The organism is Citrobacter sp. S-77 (assembly GCF_963864895.1).
Lineage (GTDB): Bacteria > Pseudomonadota > Gammaproteobacteria > Enterobacterales > Enterobacteriaceae > Citrobacter > Citrobacter murliniae.
The window spans coordinates 4439121-4456963 of the sequence record NZ_CAWLWU010000002.1 but is presented as its reverse complement, the minus strand read 5'-3'; the positions used below and the strand labels follow the sequence as shown (position 1 = coordinate 4456963).

Here is a 17843-nt window from a genome sequence, read left to right as displayed (position 1 = left end):
TAAACAAACGCGCGGTAGTATAAAGGCAAGCCAGACGCATTGATATACCCGTTAAAGCAACGGGTGATAAGGAGATCATCAGCAATGGCTTTCAGTATCTGGAAAATTGGTCTGCATATTCAGCAACATGAAGTGCTGGCTGTTGTCGTCTCTCGTGACGGCTCTGGTTGGTTTCTACCACGCTGGTGGCGTATGCCATTGGCACGTCAGGTTATCGTTGAGGGTCACATTCGCGAGCCTGAACAGCTTGCGGCAGTGTTAATGCCGTGGAGTCGTGAGCTTCCCCGCCGACACCATATCTATCTGTCCTTTCCCGCCAACAGGACACTACAAAAAAAATTTCCACGCCCTGCAATGAGCTTACGTGAGCCAGAACAAACGGCATGGTTGTCGGGGTCTATGGCACGTGAGCTGGATATGGAGCCGGATGCGCTGCATTTTGATTATAGTGAAGATACGTTAAGTCCGGCATTTAACGTGACAGCTGCGCAAAGCAAAGAAATTTCAACACTCCTGACACTGATGCAAACGCTGAAAGTACAGGTTGCTGCCATCACGCCTGATGCCAGCGCGCTACAACGCTTTATTTCCTATTTGCCACCGCATCAACAGTGTCTGGCCTGGCGTGACGATGAGCAATGGCTATGGGCGACCCGTTATGCCTGGGGACGTAAATCGGCAAGTGATATTACCGGTCTTGACGATCTTGCTGCGACATTATCTCTGGCAACAGAAAACATTGCTCTGTGCGCGCCCAAAGGATTCGATCCCTTAAGCGTCGTGTCTGTCCGCCAGCCGCCCATTCCTCCAGAAAGCCACGTTTTTGCCATTGCGCTGGGTCTTGCTATGGGGGAAATGGAGTGATGACACCGACAATCAATCTTTTGCCCTGGCGTCAGTCACGACGCAATGCCTGCCTGCGGTTTTGGGGGGCTTTATTTAGCGGTTCACTGCTGTTGATTGTCGGCTGCGCGTTGAGCTATTACGCCGTTACCCGTTTAGAAAACCGGGCTGATACTGTGCTGATAACCGCCGAAAAAATGCGGGCTGATGCCCTGGCGGCGCTAAAGCCTCGTTTGCAACTACGTCAGCAACAATGGCAACAAGCTCAGCAACGAGAAAGACTGCGTGACCAGACGCGAAGTTGGCAGCCCATTCTGGAAGGGCTGGCGGCTCTGTTACCAGAGCATGCGTGGTTGACGAAAATGACCTGGCAGCAAGATACGCTGGAAATTACCGGCAGTACGCTGAACTTTTCTGCATTAAAAGTGCTGGAAAATCAATTACATCAGCAGACATTTTTTCAGGTAGGTAGCCCGGGAGAAACACAGCAGGATGCACAGGGCCGTTGGCATTTCCACTATCGTCTGATACGGAGCGCTACGCATGATAGCCCTCTGTGATGGCTGGTTGACACAATCGCCGCGTTTTCGCACCGCCTGTTGGGCTGGCTGGAGTTTTGCGCTGGTTATTATTGTCGCGTTATGCCTGTTTTACCCTGCGGTGCAGGCGCGAAATGCACAACGAACAGCGTTAACACAGCAACGTGCGGTAATTCAATTGCAGTGGCGAAACCTGTACCAGTTGGCTGCTTCGGTCGACTCAACGCTTTCGGCAACTGAAGAGAAGATAATTCCTTTTTCTGCTTTAGCGTTCCAGACCCCTGTTACACGTTTGATTCACTGGCAACCCTCCGCGCAGGGGGGCGAGATGGCGCTGAGGTCAGCCTGGGATGCGATCCCGCCAATGTTCGTGCGTTTGGCGGAGCAGGGAATGAATGTCAATCGGTTCTCTCTCAGCGTGGAGGATGCTGAGCTGCTATTAACGATACAGCTGGAGCGTCTGAATGAAGGGTAAACGCTGGCTGTTGGTGTGTTCCAGCTTGCTGATATTGACCGGTATGCGTAATCCCTTCCAGCCGCCAGAAGATCACTGTCAGCTTTCTGAACTATCGACGTGGCGCTATCAAGGCGCCGTGATCAAGGGAGAGCGAACGATAGGCCTGGTGCTGGATGGCAAGCATAAATGGCGGCGTGTAGAGCAGCACGATGTTTTGAACAGTGGCTGGACGGTCTCTCAGGTTACGGCGCAAAACATGACCATTGACACGGATAAAAATTGCGAGCCGTCACGGAGGCAATGGCAACGACAAGGAGAGGTGAATGAAGCGATGGATAGCGGCAGTTCTGATGACAATAGTTCCCACCTTGCTGGCGGGGAAAACGCAAAACGTGACGCTGGTGGTGGATGAGGTTCCAGTTGTTCAGGTGCTGCAGGCGCTTGCTGAACAGGAAGGCAAAAATCTGGTGGTTTCTCCCGATGTCAGTGGCGTACTGTCACTGCACCTGGCTGATGTACCGTGGAAGTTGGCATTACAGACTGTGGTGAAAAGCGCCGGACTGGTACTGCGCCAGGAGGGAAACATCCTGCATGTGCATTCTGTTCGCTGGCAGAATGAAAATGCGGCACGTCAGGAGAGTGAGCAGGTACGGATTCAGGCGAGTCTACCGCTGGAACATCGCAGCATAGTTTTGCACTACGCTGATGCAACAGAGCTGGCTAAAGCCGGTGAGAAGCTGCTGAGTGCAAAGGGCAGCATGACGGTCGACAAACGAACCAACCGGTTATTACTGCGTGATAACAACGTTGCGCTGCTCGCTCTGGAGAAGTGGGTGGCGCAAATGGATTTACCCGTTGAGCAGGTCGAACTGGCGGCACACATTGTTACGATTAATGAGAAAAGCCTGCGCGAGCTGGGAGTTAAGTGGTCACTGGCTGATGCACAACAATCGGCGACGGTGGGTGATGTCACGACGCTTGTCAGCGATCTCTCCGTACCTGCTGCGACCACCCGTGTAGGGTTTAACATTGGGCGTATTAATGGGCGTTTACTTGAGCTGGAGCTTTCTGCGCTCGAGCAAAAGCAGCAGCTCGATATTATTGCCAGCCCACGGTTACTGGCATCTCACTTGCAACCTGCCAGTATTAAGCAGGGGAGTGAGATCCCTTACCAGGTTTCCAGCGGAGAAAGTGGCGCGACCTCCGTTGAGTTCAAGGAGGCTGTGCTGGGAATGGAAGTCACGCCCACTGTGCTGCAGCAAGGGCGGATTAGACTTAAACTGCATATCAGCCAGAATGTTCCCGGTCAGGTATTACAACAAGCGGATGGCGAAGTGCTGGCTATTGATAAGCAAGAGATTGAAACCCAGGTAGAAGTAAAAAGTGGAGAAACAATCGCACTGGGTGGGATTTTTTCGCGTAAAAATAAATCTGCGGAGGACAGCGTCCCGCTGTTAGGCGATATCCCCTGGCTGGGTTATTTTTTTCGTCATGACGGCAAAGAAGATGAGCGACGCGAGTTAGTCGTGTTTATCACGCCAAGACTGGTCCCGACAGAATAACTTATGCAGGAAAAGCCGTTGTTTTTGCACTGAACACGTTTCAGGGATTTGACGTGCGGGTGTATTTAGCATACAAGGAGTACCGATTTGAGCGTCGGTACTTTTCTTTACTTATGCGAGCAGTGAACATGCCTTGCCTTTCTGGTGGTGTGTCATTGGCTTATTTGGCCTCATTTGGCTACGCGATACGTCGCTGAGCCTGATGTTTACGGGGTAGCTTATCTACCACAACCAGAAATGCGCAAGGATTGGTGATTTATTCAGTTGCCAAACCCGCTTGAGTATTGAGATAATTTTCAGTCTGACTCTCGCAATATCTTATGAGGTTTCAGTTCATGTCCTGCTGCGCTGTGTGTCTGCGAAGCGGGTTTACCATTAACGAATAGTCTTAGTAGTACCGAAAAAATGGCAGAGAAACGCAATATCTTTCTGGTTGGGCCTATGGGTGCCGGAAAAAGCACTATTGGGCGCCAGTTAGCTCAACAACTCAATATGGAATTTTACGATTCTGATCAAGAGATTGAGAAACGAACCGGAGCTGATGTGGGCTGGGTCTTCGATGTAGAAGGTGAAGACGGCTTCCGTGATCGCGAAGAAAAAGTCATCAACGAGTTGACGGAAAAACAGGGTATTGTGCTGGCAACTGGCGGTGGCTCTGTTAAATCACGTGAAACACGTAACCGTCTTTCCGCTCGTGGCGTCGTGGTCTATCTTGAAACGACAATTGAAAAACAACTTGCGCGAACTCAACGCGACAAGAAACGCCCGCTGCTGCAGGTAGAATCGCCGCCTCGTGAAGTTCTGGAAGCGTTGGCTGATGAACGCAATCCTTTGTATGAAGAGATTGCTGACGTGACCATTCGCACCGATGATCAGAGCGCAAAAGTCGTGGCAAACCAGATTATTCATATGTTGGAAAGCAACTGATTCTGGCTTAATACACTCGTCTGCGGGTACAAGTAACTAAGGTGGATGTCGCGTCATGGAGAGGATTACAGTCACTCTCGGGGAACGTAGTTACCCTATCACCATCGCGGCTGGTTTGTTTAATGAACCGGCTTCATTCTTACCGCTGAAATCGGGCGATCAGGTTATGTTGGTGACCAACGAAACTCTGGCTCCCCTTTATCTCGATAAGATTCGCGGCGTACTTGAACAGGCGGGTGTTAACGTTGATAGCGTGATCCTTCCCGATGGTGAGCAATATAAAAGCCTGACGGTTCTGGACACGGTTTTCACCGCGTTACTGCAAAAACCGCACGGTCGTGATACCACGTTGGTTGCTCTCGGTGGCGGCGTGATTGGCGATCTTACCGGTTTTGCTGCGGCAAGCTATCAGCGTGGTGTACGTTTTATTCAAGTTCCGACAACGCTGTTGTCGCAGGTTGACTCCTCCGTTGGCGGCAAAACTGCCGTAAACCATCCCCTCGGTAAAAATATGATTGGCGCGTTTTACCAACCGGCCTCCGTGGTGGTGGATCTCGACTGTCTGAAAACGCTTCCTGCGCGAGAGCTGGCATCGGGACTGGCGGAAGTAATCAAGTACGGCATCATTCTTGACGGTGAATTTTTCAGTTGGCTGGAAGAAAATCTGGACGCGCTGTTACGTCTGGATGGCCCGGCAATGGCGTACTGTATCCGCCGTTGTTGTGAGCTGAAAGCAGAAGTTGTCGCAGCAGACGAGCGCGAAATGGGCTTACGTGCTTTACTGAATCTGGGGCATACGTTTGGCCACGCAATCGAAGCTGAAATGGGTTATGGCAATTGGTTGCATGGTGAAGCTGTTGCAGCAGGTATGGTGATGGCGGCTCGTACGTCAGAGCGCCTGGGCCAGTTTACCTCCTCTGATACGCAGCGCATCATTACGCTGCTTAAGCGAGCAGGCTTACCGGTTAATGGACCTCATGAGATGTCTACTCAGGCATATTTGCCGCACATGCTGCGTGATAAGAAAGTGTTGGCGGGAGAGATTCGTTTAGTGCTTCCGCTGGCCATAGGGAAGAGTGAAGTACGCGGCGGAGTGTCGCACGAGGTGGTTCTTAACGCTATTGCTGATTGCCAGCAGGTGTAACAACAAGAAAGGTCCGGCTTGCGTTGCAAAGCGTAAGTCTTTTAGCTTCAGGTTATATGCAAAGTCGTAAGCATTAACCTTTGAGTGGGGTGTTAAATGGATGAATTCAAACCAGAAGACGAGCTGAAACCCGATCCCAGCGATCGTCGTACTGGTCGTTCTCGTCAATCGTCTGAACGTGATAATGAGCCGCAAATCAATTTTGATGATGTTGATCTGGATGCCGACGATCGTCGTCCAACGCGTGCGCGTAAAGAGCGTGATGAAGAGCAAGAAGTTGAAGAAGACTATGAATCTGATGACGAAGCTGTGGATGAAGAGCGTGTAGAACGTCGTCCGCGTAAGCGTAAACAAGCTGCCAGTAAACCTGCCTCTCGTCAGTACATGATGATGGGCGTAGGTGTCCTGGTGCTATTGCTGTTGATCATCGGTATCGGTTCAGCGCTGAAGGCCCCCTCATCCTCCTCTTCCAGTGATCAGACTGCGTCTGGCGAGAAGAGCATCGATCTTTCTGGCAGTAACGCAACGGATCAAGCGAGCACGGCTCAGCCGGCTGGCAATACGCAGCAGGATGTTTCTCTGCCACCGATTTCCTCTACACCGACCCAAGGACAGGCACCTGCTGCCGCTGAAGGTCAGCAGCGGGTTGAAGTGCAGGGCGATCTGAACAATGCCCTGACGCAGCCGCAAGGCCAGGAACAAGTTAATAATGTGGTAGTGAATTCTACGCTGCCCACTGAACCTGCTACCGTTGCACCAATTCGCAATGGCAATACGGCACGTCAGACTGCTACAACAGAACCTGCGGAACGCCACGCAACTACGCGTCCGGCAGAACGCAAACAGGTTGTTATTGAGCCGAAGAGTAAGCCGCAAACTACAGTGAAAGCGACGCCGACAGAGCCAAAACCGGTTGCTCAGGCGAAACGCACTGAACCGACAGCGCCAGTCACTACGACGAAAGCGCCAGCCGTGACAGCTACACCAAAAGCGACAACTGAGCCAAAAGCAACCGTAAGTACGACGCCTGCCCAGACTGCTGCACCTGCGACAACGACTACAACACCTGTTGCTGGCGGCGCGAAAAGTGCAGGGAATGTTGGTGCTTTAAAATCCGCACCGTCCAGTCATTACACTTTGCAGCTCAGCAGTTCTTCTAACTACGACAACCTGAATGGTTGGGCGAAGAAAGAGAACCTGAAAAACTACGTGGTGTATCAGACGACGCGTAACGGTCAACCGTGGTATGTTCTGGTGACTGGCGTGTATGCGTCTAAAGATGACGCTAAACGTGCAGTGTCTACGTTGCCTGCCGATATTCAGGCGAAAAATCCGTGGGCAAAACCGCTGCATCAGGTTCAGGCAGATTTGAAGTAAGATAGGCTATGTTCTGCAATTGTTTGATGTTTCGCCCAATTGCGGGACAAAGACTAAAGCGCAGGATGCTGTCGGAGCTTTCTCCACAGCCGGAGAAGGTGTAATTAGTTAGTCAGCATGAAAAAAAATCGCGCTTTTCTGAAGTGGGCAGGGGGAAAATACCCCCTGCTTGATGATATCAAGCGGCATTTGCCCCAAGGTGAATGTCTGGTTGAACCCTTCGTGGGTGCCGGGTCGGTGTTCCTCAACACCGACTTTTCTCGTTATATTCTTGCCGATATCAACAGCGACCTCATCAGTCTCTATAACATCGTGAAGGCGCGTACTGATGAGTATGTGCAGGCTTCACGCGAGCTGTTTGTACCTGAAACTAATCAGGCTGAGGTGTACTATCAGTATCGGGAAGAATTTAATGCCTGTCAGGATCCGTTTCGACGTGCGGTGCTGTTCTTATATCTGAACCGTTTTGGCTACAATGGCCTGTGTCGTTATAACCTCCGTGGCGAATTTAACGTGCCATTTGGCCGTTATAAAAAACCCTATTTCCCGGAAGCAGAGTTGTATCATTTTGCAGAAAAAGCGCAGAATGCAGAATTCCATTGCCTTTCGTATGAAGAGTGCATGGATCGTGCCGATGTAAACTCTGTTGTCTATTGTGATCCGCCGTATGCCCCATTGTCTGCTACGGCGAATTTCACCGCTTATCATACCAACAGCTTCAGCCCAAAAGAGCAGGCCCGTTTGGCTGAGATGGCGGAAAAGCTGGTCAGTAAGCGAATCCCGGTGTTAATTTCGAACCATGACACGCCCGATACCCGAGAGTGGTACAAAGCGGCGAAACATTTTCAGGTCAAAGTGCGGCGCAGTATAAGCAGCAACGGCGGCACACGTAAAAAGGTGAACGAATTGCTGGCTCTGTACAAACCAGGGGTCGTAACGCCTGCGAAAAAATAATTCTCAAGGAGAAGCGGATGAAACAGTATTTGATTGCCCCCTCAATTCTGTCGGCTGATTTTGCCCGCCTGGGTGAGGACACCGCGAGAGCATTAGCTGCCGGTGCCGATGTCGTGCACTTCGACGTCATGGACAACCACTATGTACCGAATCTGACTATCGGGCCGATGGTGTTGAAGTCGCTGCGTAAATATGGGATCACTGCCCCAATTGATGTCCATCTGATGGTGAAGCCGGTTGATCGTATTGTCCCGGACTTTGCTGCGGCAGGAGCCAGCATCATTACTTTTCATCCTGAAGCCTCCGAGCATGTCGACCGCACTTTACAGCTCATCAAAGAGAATGGTTGCAAGGCGGGTCTGGTGTTTAACCCGGCAACACCGCTGAGCTACCTGGACTACGTAATGGATAAGCTGGATGTGATCCTGCTGATGTCCGTAAATCCGGGGTTTGGCGGGCAGTCTTTCATTCCGCAAACGCTGGAAAAATTACGTGAAGTCCGTCGCCGTATTGATGAATCCGGCTATGACATCCGCCTGGAAGTCGATGGCGGCGTCAAGGTGAACAACATTGGCGAAATCGCGGCAGCGGGTGCTGATATGTTTGTCGCAGGCTCTGCAATTTTCGACCAACCAGACTACAAAAAAGTCATTGATGAAATGCGCAATGAATTGGCGAAGGTAAGTCATGCATAAATTTCAGGACATTCGTGGCGTTGCATTCGACCTCGACGGTACGCTGGTTGACAGTGCGCCAGGATTAGCCGCAGCGGTGGATATGGCGCTGTACGCGCTGGAGTTACCGACGGCGGGTGAAGAACGCGTGATTACCTGGATAGGTAATGGCGCTGATGTGTTGATGGAGCGTGCGCTCACCTGGGGTCGTCTGGAGCGTGCCACGCTGCGTAAAACGATGGGTAAACCGCCCGTAGATGACGACATTCCTGCTGAAGAGCAGGTGCGTATTTTACGTAAGCTGTTCGACCGCTATTACGGTGATATCGCTGAAGAAGGAACCTTCTTGTTCCCTCATGTTGCTGATACGCTGGGTGCGTTGCATGCGCAAGGCCTGCCGTTAGGCCTGGTGACCAACAAACCAACGCCGTTTGTGGCGCCGTTGCTCAACGCATTGGACATCGCCAAATATTTTAGCGTGGTCATCGGTGGTGACGACGTGAAAAACAAAAAACCGCATCCCGATCCACTACTGTTAGTGGCTGACAGGATGGGGATTCCCCCCGAGCAATTGCTCTTTGTGGGCGATTCGCGCAATGATATTCAGGCCGCAAAAGCGGCTGGTTGTCCCTCAGTTGGCCTCACGTATGGTTATAACTACGGTGAAGGGATAGATCTCAGCCAGCCAGATGTAATTTACGACAGCATTAATGACCTTCTGCCCGCACTCGGGCTTCCGCATAGCGAAAATCAGGAATTGAAAAATGACTAAGCCCATCGTTTTTAGTGGCGCACAGCCCTCAGGTGAATTGACCATTGGCAACTATATGGGTGCGCTGCGTCAATGGGTAAACATGCAGGATGACTACCATTGCATCTACTGTATTGTAGACCAGCATGCTATCACCGTCCGTCAGGATGCTCAGAAGCTGCGTAAAGCAACACTGGATACGCTGGCGCTTTATCTGGCGTGTGGTATCGATCCTGAGAAAAGCACCATTTTTGTTCAGTCCCACGTACCAGAGCATGCACAGTTAGGCTGGGCGCTGAACTGCTACACCTATTTTGGTGAACTGAGCCGTATGACCCAGTTCAAAGACAAATCTGCGCGCTACGCTGAGAACATCAACGCCGGTCTGTTTGACTATCCGGTACTGATGGCCGCTGATATTCTGCTGTACCAGACGAATCTGGTACCGGTAGGTGAGGATCAGAAGCAGCACCTGGAACTGAGCCGCGATGTTGCCCAGCGTTTTAATGCGCTGTATGGCGATATCTTTAAAGTGCCTGAGCCGTTTATTCCTAAATCTGGTGCGCGCGTGATGTCCCTGCTGGAGCCGACGAAGAAAATGTCTAAGTCGGATGACAACCGTAACAACGTGATCGGCCTGCTGGAAGATCCGAAATCAGTGGTTAAAAAAATCAAACGTGCAATGACGGATTCCGATGAGCCGCCTGTTGTGCGCTACGATCTGCAGAATAAAGCGGGTGTTGCTAACCTGCTGGATATTCTCTCTGCCGTGACCGGCCAGAGCATTCCAGAACTGGAACAGCACTTTGAAGGCAAAATGTATGGTCACCTGAAAGGCGAAGTTGCGGAAGCTGTTTCCGGTATGCTGACTGAGCTTCAGGAGCGCTACCACCGTTATCGTAATGATGAAGCTTTCCTGCAGAAAGTAATGAAAGACGGCGCAGAAAAAGCCAGTGCTCGTGCATCTGAAACGCTGAAAGCGGTTTATGAAGCGATTGGTTTTGTCGCTAAGCCGTGATTCATTCAGTGTTATTAAAAAACCGGGTAACCCGGTTTTTTTCGTCTGTGTTTTTTGCAACCCACAAAAATTGTGAAGCGCTTCGCCGTTTGCACATTCCCCCATTGCGTTATACCTTCAATTTAATGAAGATATAAATATTCAATTTACTGAAAATATATGATGAGCCGGACATTTATCAAGAAAGAGGGGGTTGTGCAGACAACCCTGGCCCGTTACTTGCTCGGAGAGAAGTGCGGTAACCGTTTGAAAACGATTGATGAACTGGCAAATGAATGCCATTCATCGGTAGGGTTAACGCAGGCCGCGCTTAAAACGCTGGAATCCTCAGGGGCGATCCGTATTGAACGTCGCGGGCGCAACGGTAGCTATCTGGTGGAGATGGATAATCGGACGTTGTTGAAGCATGTCGACATCAATAACGTGGTCTGTGCAATGCCGCTGCCCTATACCCGTTTATATGAAGGGCTGGCGAGTGGGTTGAAGGCACAGTTTGACGGCATTCCATTTTATTACGCGCATATGCGTGGGGCAGATATTCGTGTGGAATGTTTGCTAAATGGTGTCTACGACATGGCGGTTGTTTCCCGTCTGGCGGCGGAAAGCTACCTTGCGCAAAATGGGCTTTTCATCGCACTGGCGCTGGGGCCGCACACTTATGTAGGTGAACACCAGTTAATCTGTCGCAAGGGTGAGTCCGGGAGCGTGAAGCGTGTTGGGTTGGATAATCGTTCGGCGGATCAGAAGATCATGACCGAAGCCTGTTTTGGCGAGCGTGATGTTGAGCTAATTGATCTTCCTTATCACGAAAGCCTTCAGCGTATTGCGAAAGGGGATGTAGATGCGGTTATCTGGAATGTGGTTGCGGAGGCTGAACTGGCGGTGCTGGGATTAGAAGCTACACCGCTGACTAACGACCCGAGATTCCTTCAGGCCACGGAGGCTGTGGTGCTGACCCGGACAGATGATTATCCGATGCAGCAATTGCTACGTACCATCGTTAACAAAGAGGCGCTGCTTGCCCATCAGCAACGAGTGGCAAATGGCGAGCAGGAACCCAGTTATTAAGCGAAGGGCATGGGATGGAAAACAGACTGAACCTGCTGTGTGACGCAGGCGTTATCGACCAAGATATCTGTAGCGGCATGCTGCAGGTTGTGAAGCGACTGGATGAAGAGTGGCGTTTGCCGGTTTATTCCGAGCAAGGGACGATGGCGATGACCCATATGGCAAGTGCATTAATGCGCAGTCGTCGGGGAGAAGTGATTGAAGCGCTGGATGATGAACTGCTGACAGAACTGACGCAATCCAACCTCTGGCCAACTATTTTGTTGGTACACCAGATTTTGCTGAAAGAGTTTGCGGTGACACTGCATCCGAATGAAGAGGGGTATCTGTTGGCAAATCTGTACGGTTTGTGGATGGCGGCGCACGAAGTCGTCTGAAGTAAATAGAGTATCGGCGTATTGCACTTTAAATATTCAAAAAAATGAATATTTAACTGAGGGATTAGAAACGAGGCATACAGATGTTTATACATGCATTGAAACGCCAGAACCCTGCTCTTATTACTGCTGCGGTTAGCTTGTGGCAGAAGGGAAAGATCGCTCCGGACAGTTGGGTCATTGATGTTGACCAGGTGATGGAGAATGGCAAACGCCTGCTAGACGTAGCCAGACAGCACGGTATGTCACTCTATTTGATGACGAAGCAGATAGGTCGTAATCCCTGGCTGGCGGACAAGCTTTTACAGCTGGGATACGAAGGCATTGTGGTCGTTGATTACAAAGAAGGTCGGGTCATGCGACGTGCGGGGCTGCCGGTCGCACATCAGGGACACCTGGTGCAGATCCCTTCGCGACAGGTTAGTGAAGCGGTAGCTCAGGGGACCGACGTTATTACCCTGTTTTCGTTGGAGAAAGCGCGTGAGGTTTCTGCAGCAGCGCTAAAGACCGGTCGTGAACAGAGCGTAATACTTAAAGTGTATGGCAAAGATGATTTTCTTTATCCGGGACAAGAAAGCGGTTTCCCGGCGACGTATCTGAATGAAGTGGTAAGTGAAATACGTCGTTTACCTGGCCTTCGCCTGAGCGGCTTAACGCATTTTCCTTGTCTGCTATGGGATGAGAAATCTGCCGAAACGGTACCGACGCCAAACCTGCACACTCTGGTGGAAGCCAGACGTCAGTTAGAGGCAGCGGGAATTGAGATTGAACAACTTAATGCCCCTTCTGCCAGCAGCTGCGCGTCGCTGCCGCTACTGGCGAAATATGGTGTAACTCATGCTGAACCAGGACATGCCCTGACAGGGACTGTCCCTTCCAATCAAAAAGGTGATCAACCTGAACGTATTGCGATGCTCTGGCTGAGTGAAATTTCGCACAATTTTCGTGGAGATAGCTATTGCTATGGCGGTGGTTATTACCGTCGCGGTCATGCGCAAAATGCACTGGTTTTTACTCCTGACAGTAATACGCCCATTGACGCGAAGCTGAAACCTGTGGACGCCAGCAGTATCGATTATTACCTGCCTCTGGCTGGAGAGTTCCCGGTGAGCAGTGCGGTGGTGTTCTGCTTCCGTACCCAAATTTTTGTGACGCGCAGTGATGTGGTGTTGGTATCCGGGATTCAACGTGGTGCGGCAGAAATTGTGGCCCGTTACGACAGCCTTGGCAACGTTCTGGAGGACTGATGGCCCGATTCGTGGTGTTGGTGATCGATAGTTTTGGCGTTGGCGCAATGAAAGACGTGGCTCGGGTCAGGCCGCAGGATGCCGGGGCAAATACCTGCGGACATATTCTTGGCAAATTACCGCAGTTGCAGCTTCCCACGCTGGAAAAACTGGGGCTGATTAACGCGTTGGGCTATACGCCTGGTGTGATGAATCCTTCTGCGTCAGCGGTTTGGGGCGTTGCTGAATTGCAACATGAAGGTGGCGACACCTTTATGGGACATCAGGAAATTTTAGGAACCCAACCACAGTCTCCGTTACGTATGCCGTTTAGCGAAGTTATTGCCGACGTTGAACGGGCACTGATTGCCGAAGGCTGGCTGGTAGAGCGACGTGGTGGCGAGTTGACGTATTTGTGGGTCAACCAGGCGGTTGCAGTGGGTGACAACCTCGAAGCCGATTTAGGTCAGGTCTATAACCTTACCGCGAATCTTTCTGTTATCCCGTTTGATGAGGTGTTGAAGATAGGGCACGTGGTACGCGAACAAGTACAAGTAGGGCGGGTGATTGCCTTTGGTGGGCAGCTTAATGACAGCCAACGCATTCTGGATGCCGCTGAGATAAAAGAAGGCCGCTTTATCGGTATTAACGCTCCGCGTTCCGGTGCTTATGAACGTGGTTTCCAGGTCAGACATATGGGCTACGGCGTTGATGATCGGGTACAGGTACCACAACAGCTGTATGAGGTGGGAGTGCCTACGGTTCTGGTTGGTAAAGTAGCGGATATCGTCAGCAATCCTCACGGCCGCAATTGGCAAAACCTGGTAGACAGTCAGCAGATTATGGATATCACGCTGAATGAATTTCAGGCCAAATCAACAGTGTTCATCTGCACCAACATCCAGGAAACCGACCTCGCCGGACACGCAGAGGATGTCGCACGTTATGCCGAACGTTTACAGCTTGTCGACCGTAATCTTACACGTCTTCTGGCGGCTATGGCTCGGGATGATTGTTTGGTCGTCATGGCCGATCACGGCAACGATCCGACCATCGGACATAGTCACCATACCCGCGAAGTCGTACCGATATTGGTTTATCAGCAGGGACTGGAACCCACCCGGTTGGGCGTTCGTACCACGTTGTCGGATGTAGGGGCAACGGTTTGCGAGTTTTTTGGTGCACCACCTCCACAAAACGGCACCTCTTTTCTTTCATCGTTGCGACTTACAGGAGACACCTTATGAAGATTGATACGACGGGCTATACCTACGTCCACGAGCATTTGCATATCGATCTCTCTGGTTTTAAGAACAACCTCGATTGTCGACTGGATCAGTACGATCTCATCTGTCAGGAGATGAAGGATCTGCGGGCGTTGGGCGTTCGCAACATTATTGAGATGACTAACCGATATATGGGGCGGGATCCACAATTTATGCTCGATATCATGCGTGATACGGGGATGAACGTGGTGGCCTGTACTGGCTATTACCAGGATGCGTTTTTCCCGGAGCATGTTGCGACCCGCAGCGTGGAGCAGCTTGCTCAGGAGATGATTGATGAGATCCTTATCGGTATCGATGGCAGCGAACTCAAAGCTGGGATTATTGCGGAAATTGGCTCCAGCGAAGGGGTGATTACGCCACTGGAAGAGAAGGTGTTCATTGCCGCCGCACGAGCGCATAACGAAACCGGGCGACCGGTTTCGACCCATACCTCTTTTAGCACCATGGGGCTGGAACAGCTGGCGCTACTGAAAGAGCAAGGCGTTTCGCTCTCTCGCGTGGTTGTAGGCCACTGCGATTTGAAAGATAACCTCGACAATATTCTGCACATGATCGATCTCGGCGCTTATGTGCAGTTCGACACCATCGGTAAAAACAGCTACTACCCGGACGAAAAGCGTATCGGGATGCTGCATGCGTTACGCGATCGTGGGTTGCTTAACCGCGTGATGCTCTCAATGGATATTACCCGCCGCTCCCATCTGAAAGCCAATGGCGGTAATGGTTACAACTACCTGTTAACCAACTTTATTCCACAGCTGCGCCAGTCAGGATTCAGTCAGGCCGATGTGGATACGATGTTACGTGATAACCCCTCTCAATTTTTCCAATAAGGACAGAATAATGAAAAAGATTGGCGTTGCTGGCTTACAGCGTGAGCAGATTAAAAAAACTATCGAAACAGTGGCTCCTGGCTGCTTTGAAGTCTCTATTCATAACGATATGGAAGCGGCGATGAAGGTGAAATCCGGGCAACTGGATTACTACATTGGCGCTTGTAACACCGGTGCGGGTGCGGCGTTGTCGATTGCCATTGCGGTGATTGGTTACAACAAAAGCTGCACCATTGCCAAGCCGGGGATTAAGGCGAAAGACGACCATATTGCAAAAATGATTACGGAAGGAAAAGTCGCGTTTGGTCTCTCCGTTGAACACATTGAACACGCAATCCCAATGCTGATTAACCATCTGAAATAAAGGCACGAATATGGATCTGTATATTCAGATTATCGTGGTGGCCTGCCTGACCGGTATGACATCACTGCTGGCGCATCGGTCAGCTGCCGTATTCCATGACGGCATTCGCCCAATTCTGCCGCAGCTTATCGAAGGTAACATGAACCGCCGCGAGGCGGGGAGTATTGCCTTTGGTCTGAGCATTGGTTTTGTGGCGTCAGTGGGGATTTCGTTCACCCTGAAAACCGGGTTGCTCAACGCCTGGTTGCTGTTCCTGCCGACGGACATCCTCGGTGTGCTGGCGGCCAACAGTCTGCTGGCGTTTGGTATGGGGGCTATCTGGGGCGTATTGATCCTCACCTGCCTGCTGCCGGTAAACCAGTTGCTGACAGCGTTGCCGGTCGATGTGCTGGGGAGTCTGGGTGAGCTGAGCTCTCCGGTTGTTTCTGCATTCGCACTTTTTCCGCTGGTGGCGATTTTCTACCAGTTCGGCTGGCAACGTAGCCTTATCGCTGCGGTCGTGGTGCTGATGACCCGCGTTATTGTCGTGCGCTACTTCCCGCATCTGAACCCCGAATCGATCGAGATTTTCGTGGGGATGATCATGCTGCTGGCGATCGCTATCACGCACGACCTGCGTCATCGGGGCGATGAAGGAATGGATACCAGCGGGCTATCGGTGTTTGAAGAGCGTACCTCGCGGATCATTAAAAACCTGCCGTATATCGCGATTGTCGGGGCATTGATTGCAGCGGTTGCCAGTATGAAGATTTTCGCGGGTAGTGAGGTGTCCATCTTTACGCTGGAAAAAGCCTATTCCGCAGGTATTACACCGGAGCAGTCGCAAACACTGGTTAATCAGGCGGCATTAGCTGAATTTATGCGCGGTTTAGGTTTTGTGCCGTTGATTGCCACTACGGCGCTGGCGACCGGGGTGTACGCAGTGGCGGGCTTTACCTTTGTCTATGCCGTGGGCTATTTAGCGCCGAATCCGTGGATTGCGGCACTTCTTGGCGCACTGGTCATTTCCGCAGAAGTCCTGTTGCTGCGCTCTATCGGTAAATGGCTGGGACGTTATCCGTCCGTGCGTAACGCATCGGATAACATTCGTAACGCCATGAATATGTTGATGGAAATGGCGCTGCTGGTCGGCTCTATTTTTGCTGCGATTAAGATGGCGGGCTATACCGGTTTTTCTATCGCCGTCGCGATTTATTTCCTCAACGAATCGATTGGACGCCCGGTACAGAAAATGGCTGCACCCGTGGTGGCAGTGATGATAACCGGCATTGTGCTGAATATTCTTTACTGGTTGGGGCTGTTTGTCCCGGCATAAGGTGGCGTAAATGAAGACGTTTCCGTTGCAAAGTTTGACACTTGCTGAGGCGCAGCAAAAGCAGTTTGCACTTGTAGACTCCCTCTGCCGCCACTTTCCCGGTGCAGATTTTCTGTCGGGCGGCGACCTGGGGCTGAGTCCTGGGTTGAATCAGCCCCGGGTGACGCAGCGAGTGGAACACGTGTTGGCTGATGCCTTTCATGCGGAAGCGGCGGTGTTGGTTCAGGGCGCAGGAACCGGGGCGATTCGCGCGGGGTTGGCGTCGTTACTCAAACCAGGGCTGCGGCTACTGGTGCATGTTGCGCCGGTTTATCCCACCACGATGGTGCTCGTTGAGCAGATGGGAATTGAGCTGGTCAGGGCTGACTTCAATGACCTTGCGGCATTAAGACAGGTTATCGCTGAACATCGCCCCGATGCAGCGCTGGTACAGCATACCCGTCAGCAGCCGCAGGACAGCTATGTGCTGGCTGAAGTACTGGCGGAGATTGCCCTGTGTGGGCTGCCAACGTTAACCGATGACAACTATGCGGTGATGAAAGTTGACCGTATTGGCTGTGAATGTGGGGCGACGCTCTCTACCTTCTCCTGTTTTAAGCTCTTTGGGCCGGAAGGGGTGGGGGCGGTGGTTGGCAAGGCGGATATTATCGGCAGAATCCGTGCGACTCAGTATTCCGGCGGCTGCCAGATTCAGGGAGCGCAGGCGTTGGAGGTACTTCGGGGGCTGGTTTTCGCCCCAGTGATGCATGCGGTGCAGGCAGGCGTGTCTGAGCGATTGCTAACGTACCTGAATAGCGGGGGGCTTCCCGAGGTGAAACTGGCGGCGATCGCTAATGCGCAGTCGAAGGTTCTGATCGTCGAGTTTCATCAGCCGATAGCTAAAAGGGTATTGGAAGAGGCGCAAAAACGAGGGGCGCTGCCGTATCCGGTGGGTGCGGAGTCGAAATATGAGCTCCCTCCTCTGTTTTATCGCCTCTCCGGGACTTTTCGTGAAGCCAGTCCGGGGCTTGAGGAATATGCGATTCGCATTAATCCAAACCGTAGTGGAGAGCAAACGGTGCTACGTATTTTGCGGGAAAGCATTAAGCAAGTCATGACTGGCTGAAAATGGGTGACGACAGGCAT

General features: G+C 51.6%; 20 protein-coding genes. All 20 read left to right on the top strand.

All coding sequences use genetic code 11. The features are described 5' to 3' along the window. Positions 1-84 precede the first annotated feature (84 nt). The 20 genes from AACS05_RS21910 (at position 85) to AACS05_RS21815 (ending at position 17823) form a co-directional block, all read left to right on the top strand. Positions 85-864 (top strand): hypothetical protein, encoded by a 780-nt coding sequence (locus AACS05_RS21910; RefSeq protein ID WP_045448430.1) that lies wholly within the window; start codon positions 85-87, stop codon positions 862-864. Further along, a complete protein-coding gene (locus AACS05_RS21905; RefSeq protein WP_045448428.1) occupies positions 864-1403 on the top strand; it encodes a PilN domain-containing protein in 540 nt (179 codons plus the stop codon). Before AACS05_RS21910 ends, AACS05_RS21905 begins: the two co-directional genes overlap by 1 nt. Then, a complete protein-coding gene (locus AACS05_RS21900) occupies positions 1387-1857 on the top strand; it encodes a HofO family protein (RefSeq protein WP_045448427.1) in 471 nt (156 codons plus the stop codon). The genes AACS05_RS21905 and AACS05_RS21900 overlap by 17 nt, the downstream gene beginning before the upstream one ends. Next, complete coding sequence (locus tag AACS05_RS21895) at positions 1847-2251, top strand: HofP DNA utilization family protein (RefSeq protein ID WP_045448425.1); 405 nt, start codon at positions 1847-1849, stop codon at positions 2249-2251. Before AACS05_RS21900 ends, AACS05_RS21895 begins: the two co-directional genes overlap by 11 nt. Further along, positions 2163-3401: a DNA uptake porin HofQ gene (gene hofQ, locus AACS05_RS21890; protein ID WP_045448423.1), complete on the top strand. Its 1239-nt coding sequence runs from the start codon at positions 2163-2165 to the stop codon at positions 3399-3401. Before AACS05_RS21895 ends, hofQ begins: the two co-directional genes overlap by 89 nt. Positions 3402-3806: 405 nt before the next feature. Continuing rightward, a complete protein-coding gene (aroK, locus tag AACS05_RS21885) occupies positions 3807-4328 on the top strand; it encodes a shikimate kinase AroK (RefSeq protein ID WP_003023552.1) in 522 nt (173 codons plus the stop codon). Between the two features lie 55 nt (positions 4329-4383). Continuing rightward, entirely contained in the window at positions 4384-5472 is a 1089-nt protein-coding gene (gene aroB / locus AACS05_RS21880; protein ID WP_045448420.1) for a 3-dehydroquinate synthase, read from the top strand. 96 nt (positions 5473-5568) lie between these two features. Continuing rightward, positions 5569-6849, top strand: a complete 1281-nt coding sequence (damX, locus tag AACS05_RS21875) for a cell division protein DamX (RefSeq protein ID WP_045448418.1) — start codon at positions 5569-5571, stop codon at positions 6847-6849. A 117-nt stretch (positions 6850-6966) separates the two neighbouring features. Beyond that, a complete protein-coding gene (gene dam / locus AACS05_RS21870) occupies positions 6967-7803 on the top strand; it encodes an adenine-specific DNA-methyltransferase (protein WP_045448416.1) in 837 nt (278 codons plus the stop codon). A 17-nt stretch (positions 7804-7820) separates the two neighbouring features. Beyond that, complete coding sequence (gene rpe / locus AACS05_RS21865; protein ID WP_045448414.1) at positions 7821-8498, top strand: ribulose-phosphate 3-epimerase; 678 nt, start codon at positions 7821-7823, stop codon at positions 8496-8498. Further along, positions 8491-9249, top strand: coding sequence for a phosphoglycolate phosphatase (gene gph / locus AACS05_RS21860; RefSeq protein ID WP_045448412.1), 759 nt, complete (start codon positions 8491-8493; stop codon positions 9247-9249). Before rpe ends, gph begins: the two co-directional genes overlap by 8 nt. Beyond that, positions 9242-10246 (top strand): tryptophan--tRNA ligase, encoded by a 1005-nt coding sequence (gene trpS / locus AACS05_RS21855; protein WP_045448410.1) that lies wholly within the window; start codon positions 9242-9244, stop codon positions 10244-10246. Before gph ends, trpS begins: the two co-directional genes overlap by 8 nt. 162 nt (positions 10247-10408) lie before the next feature. Beyond that, on the top strand, positions 10409-11314 hold the full coding sequence (gene yhfZ, locus AACS05_RS21850; protein WP_045448408.1) for a GntR family transcriptional regulator YhfZ: 906 nt from the start codon (positions 10409-10411) through the stop codon (positions 11312-11314). A gap of 14 nt (positions 11315-11328) precedes the next feature. Next, complete coding sequence (locus AACS05_RS21845) at positions 11329-11691, top strand: hypothetical protein (protein ID WP_045448407.1); 363 nt, start codon at positions 11329-11331, stop codon at positions 11689-11691. 83 nt (positions 11692-11774) lie between these two features. Then, positions 11775-12938, top strand: coding sequence for a YhfX family PLP-dependent enzyme (locus tag AACS05_RS21840; RefSeq protein ID WP_045448405.1), 1164 nt, complete (start codon positions 11775-11777; stop codon positions 12936-12938). After that, positions 12938-14164 (top strand): phosphopentomutase, encoded by a 1227-nt coding sequence (locus tag AACS05_RS21835; protein WP_045448403.1) that lies wholly within the window; start codon positions 12938-12940, stop codon positions 14162-14164. Before AACS05_RS21840 ends, AACS05_RS21835 begins: the two co-directional genes overlap by 1 nt. Further along, the gene (locus tag AACS05_RS21830; protein WP_045448401.1) at positions 14161-15039 is read left to right on the top strand and encodes a phosphotriesterase-related protein; all 879 of its coding nucleotides are present in this window, start codon (positions 14161-14163) and stop codon (positions 15037-15039) included. Before AACS05_RS21835 ends, AACS05_RS21830 begins: the two co-directional genes overlap by 4 nt. 10 nt (positions 15040-15049) lie before the next feature. Continuing rightward, entirely contained in the window at positions 15050-15403 is a 354-nt protein-coding gene (locus AACS05_RS21825; RefSeq protein WP_045448399.1) for a DUF2620 domain-containing protein, read from the top strand. A gap of 10 nt (positions 15404-15413) precedes the next feature. Beyond that, positions 15414-16718: a YhfT family protein gene (locus tag AACS05_RS21820; RefSeq protein WP_045448397.1), complete on the top strand. Its 1305-nt coding sequence runs from the start codon at positions 15414-15416 to the stop codon at positions 16716-16718. Positions 16719-16728: 10 nt separating this feature from the next. Beyond that, positions 16729-17823, top strand: coding sequence for a hypothetical protein (locus AACS05_RS21815; RefSeq protein ID WP_045448395.1), 1095 nt, complete (start codon positions 16729-16731; stop codon positions 17821-17823). The last annotated feature ends 20 nt before the right edge of the window (positions 17824-17843 follow it).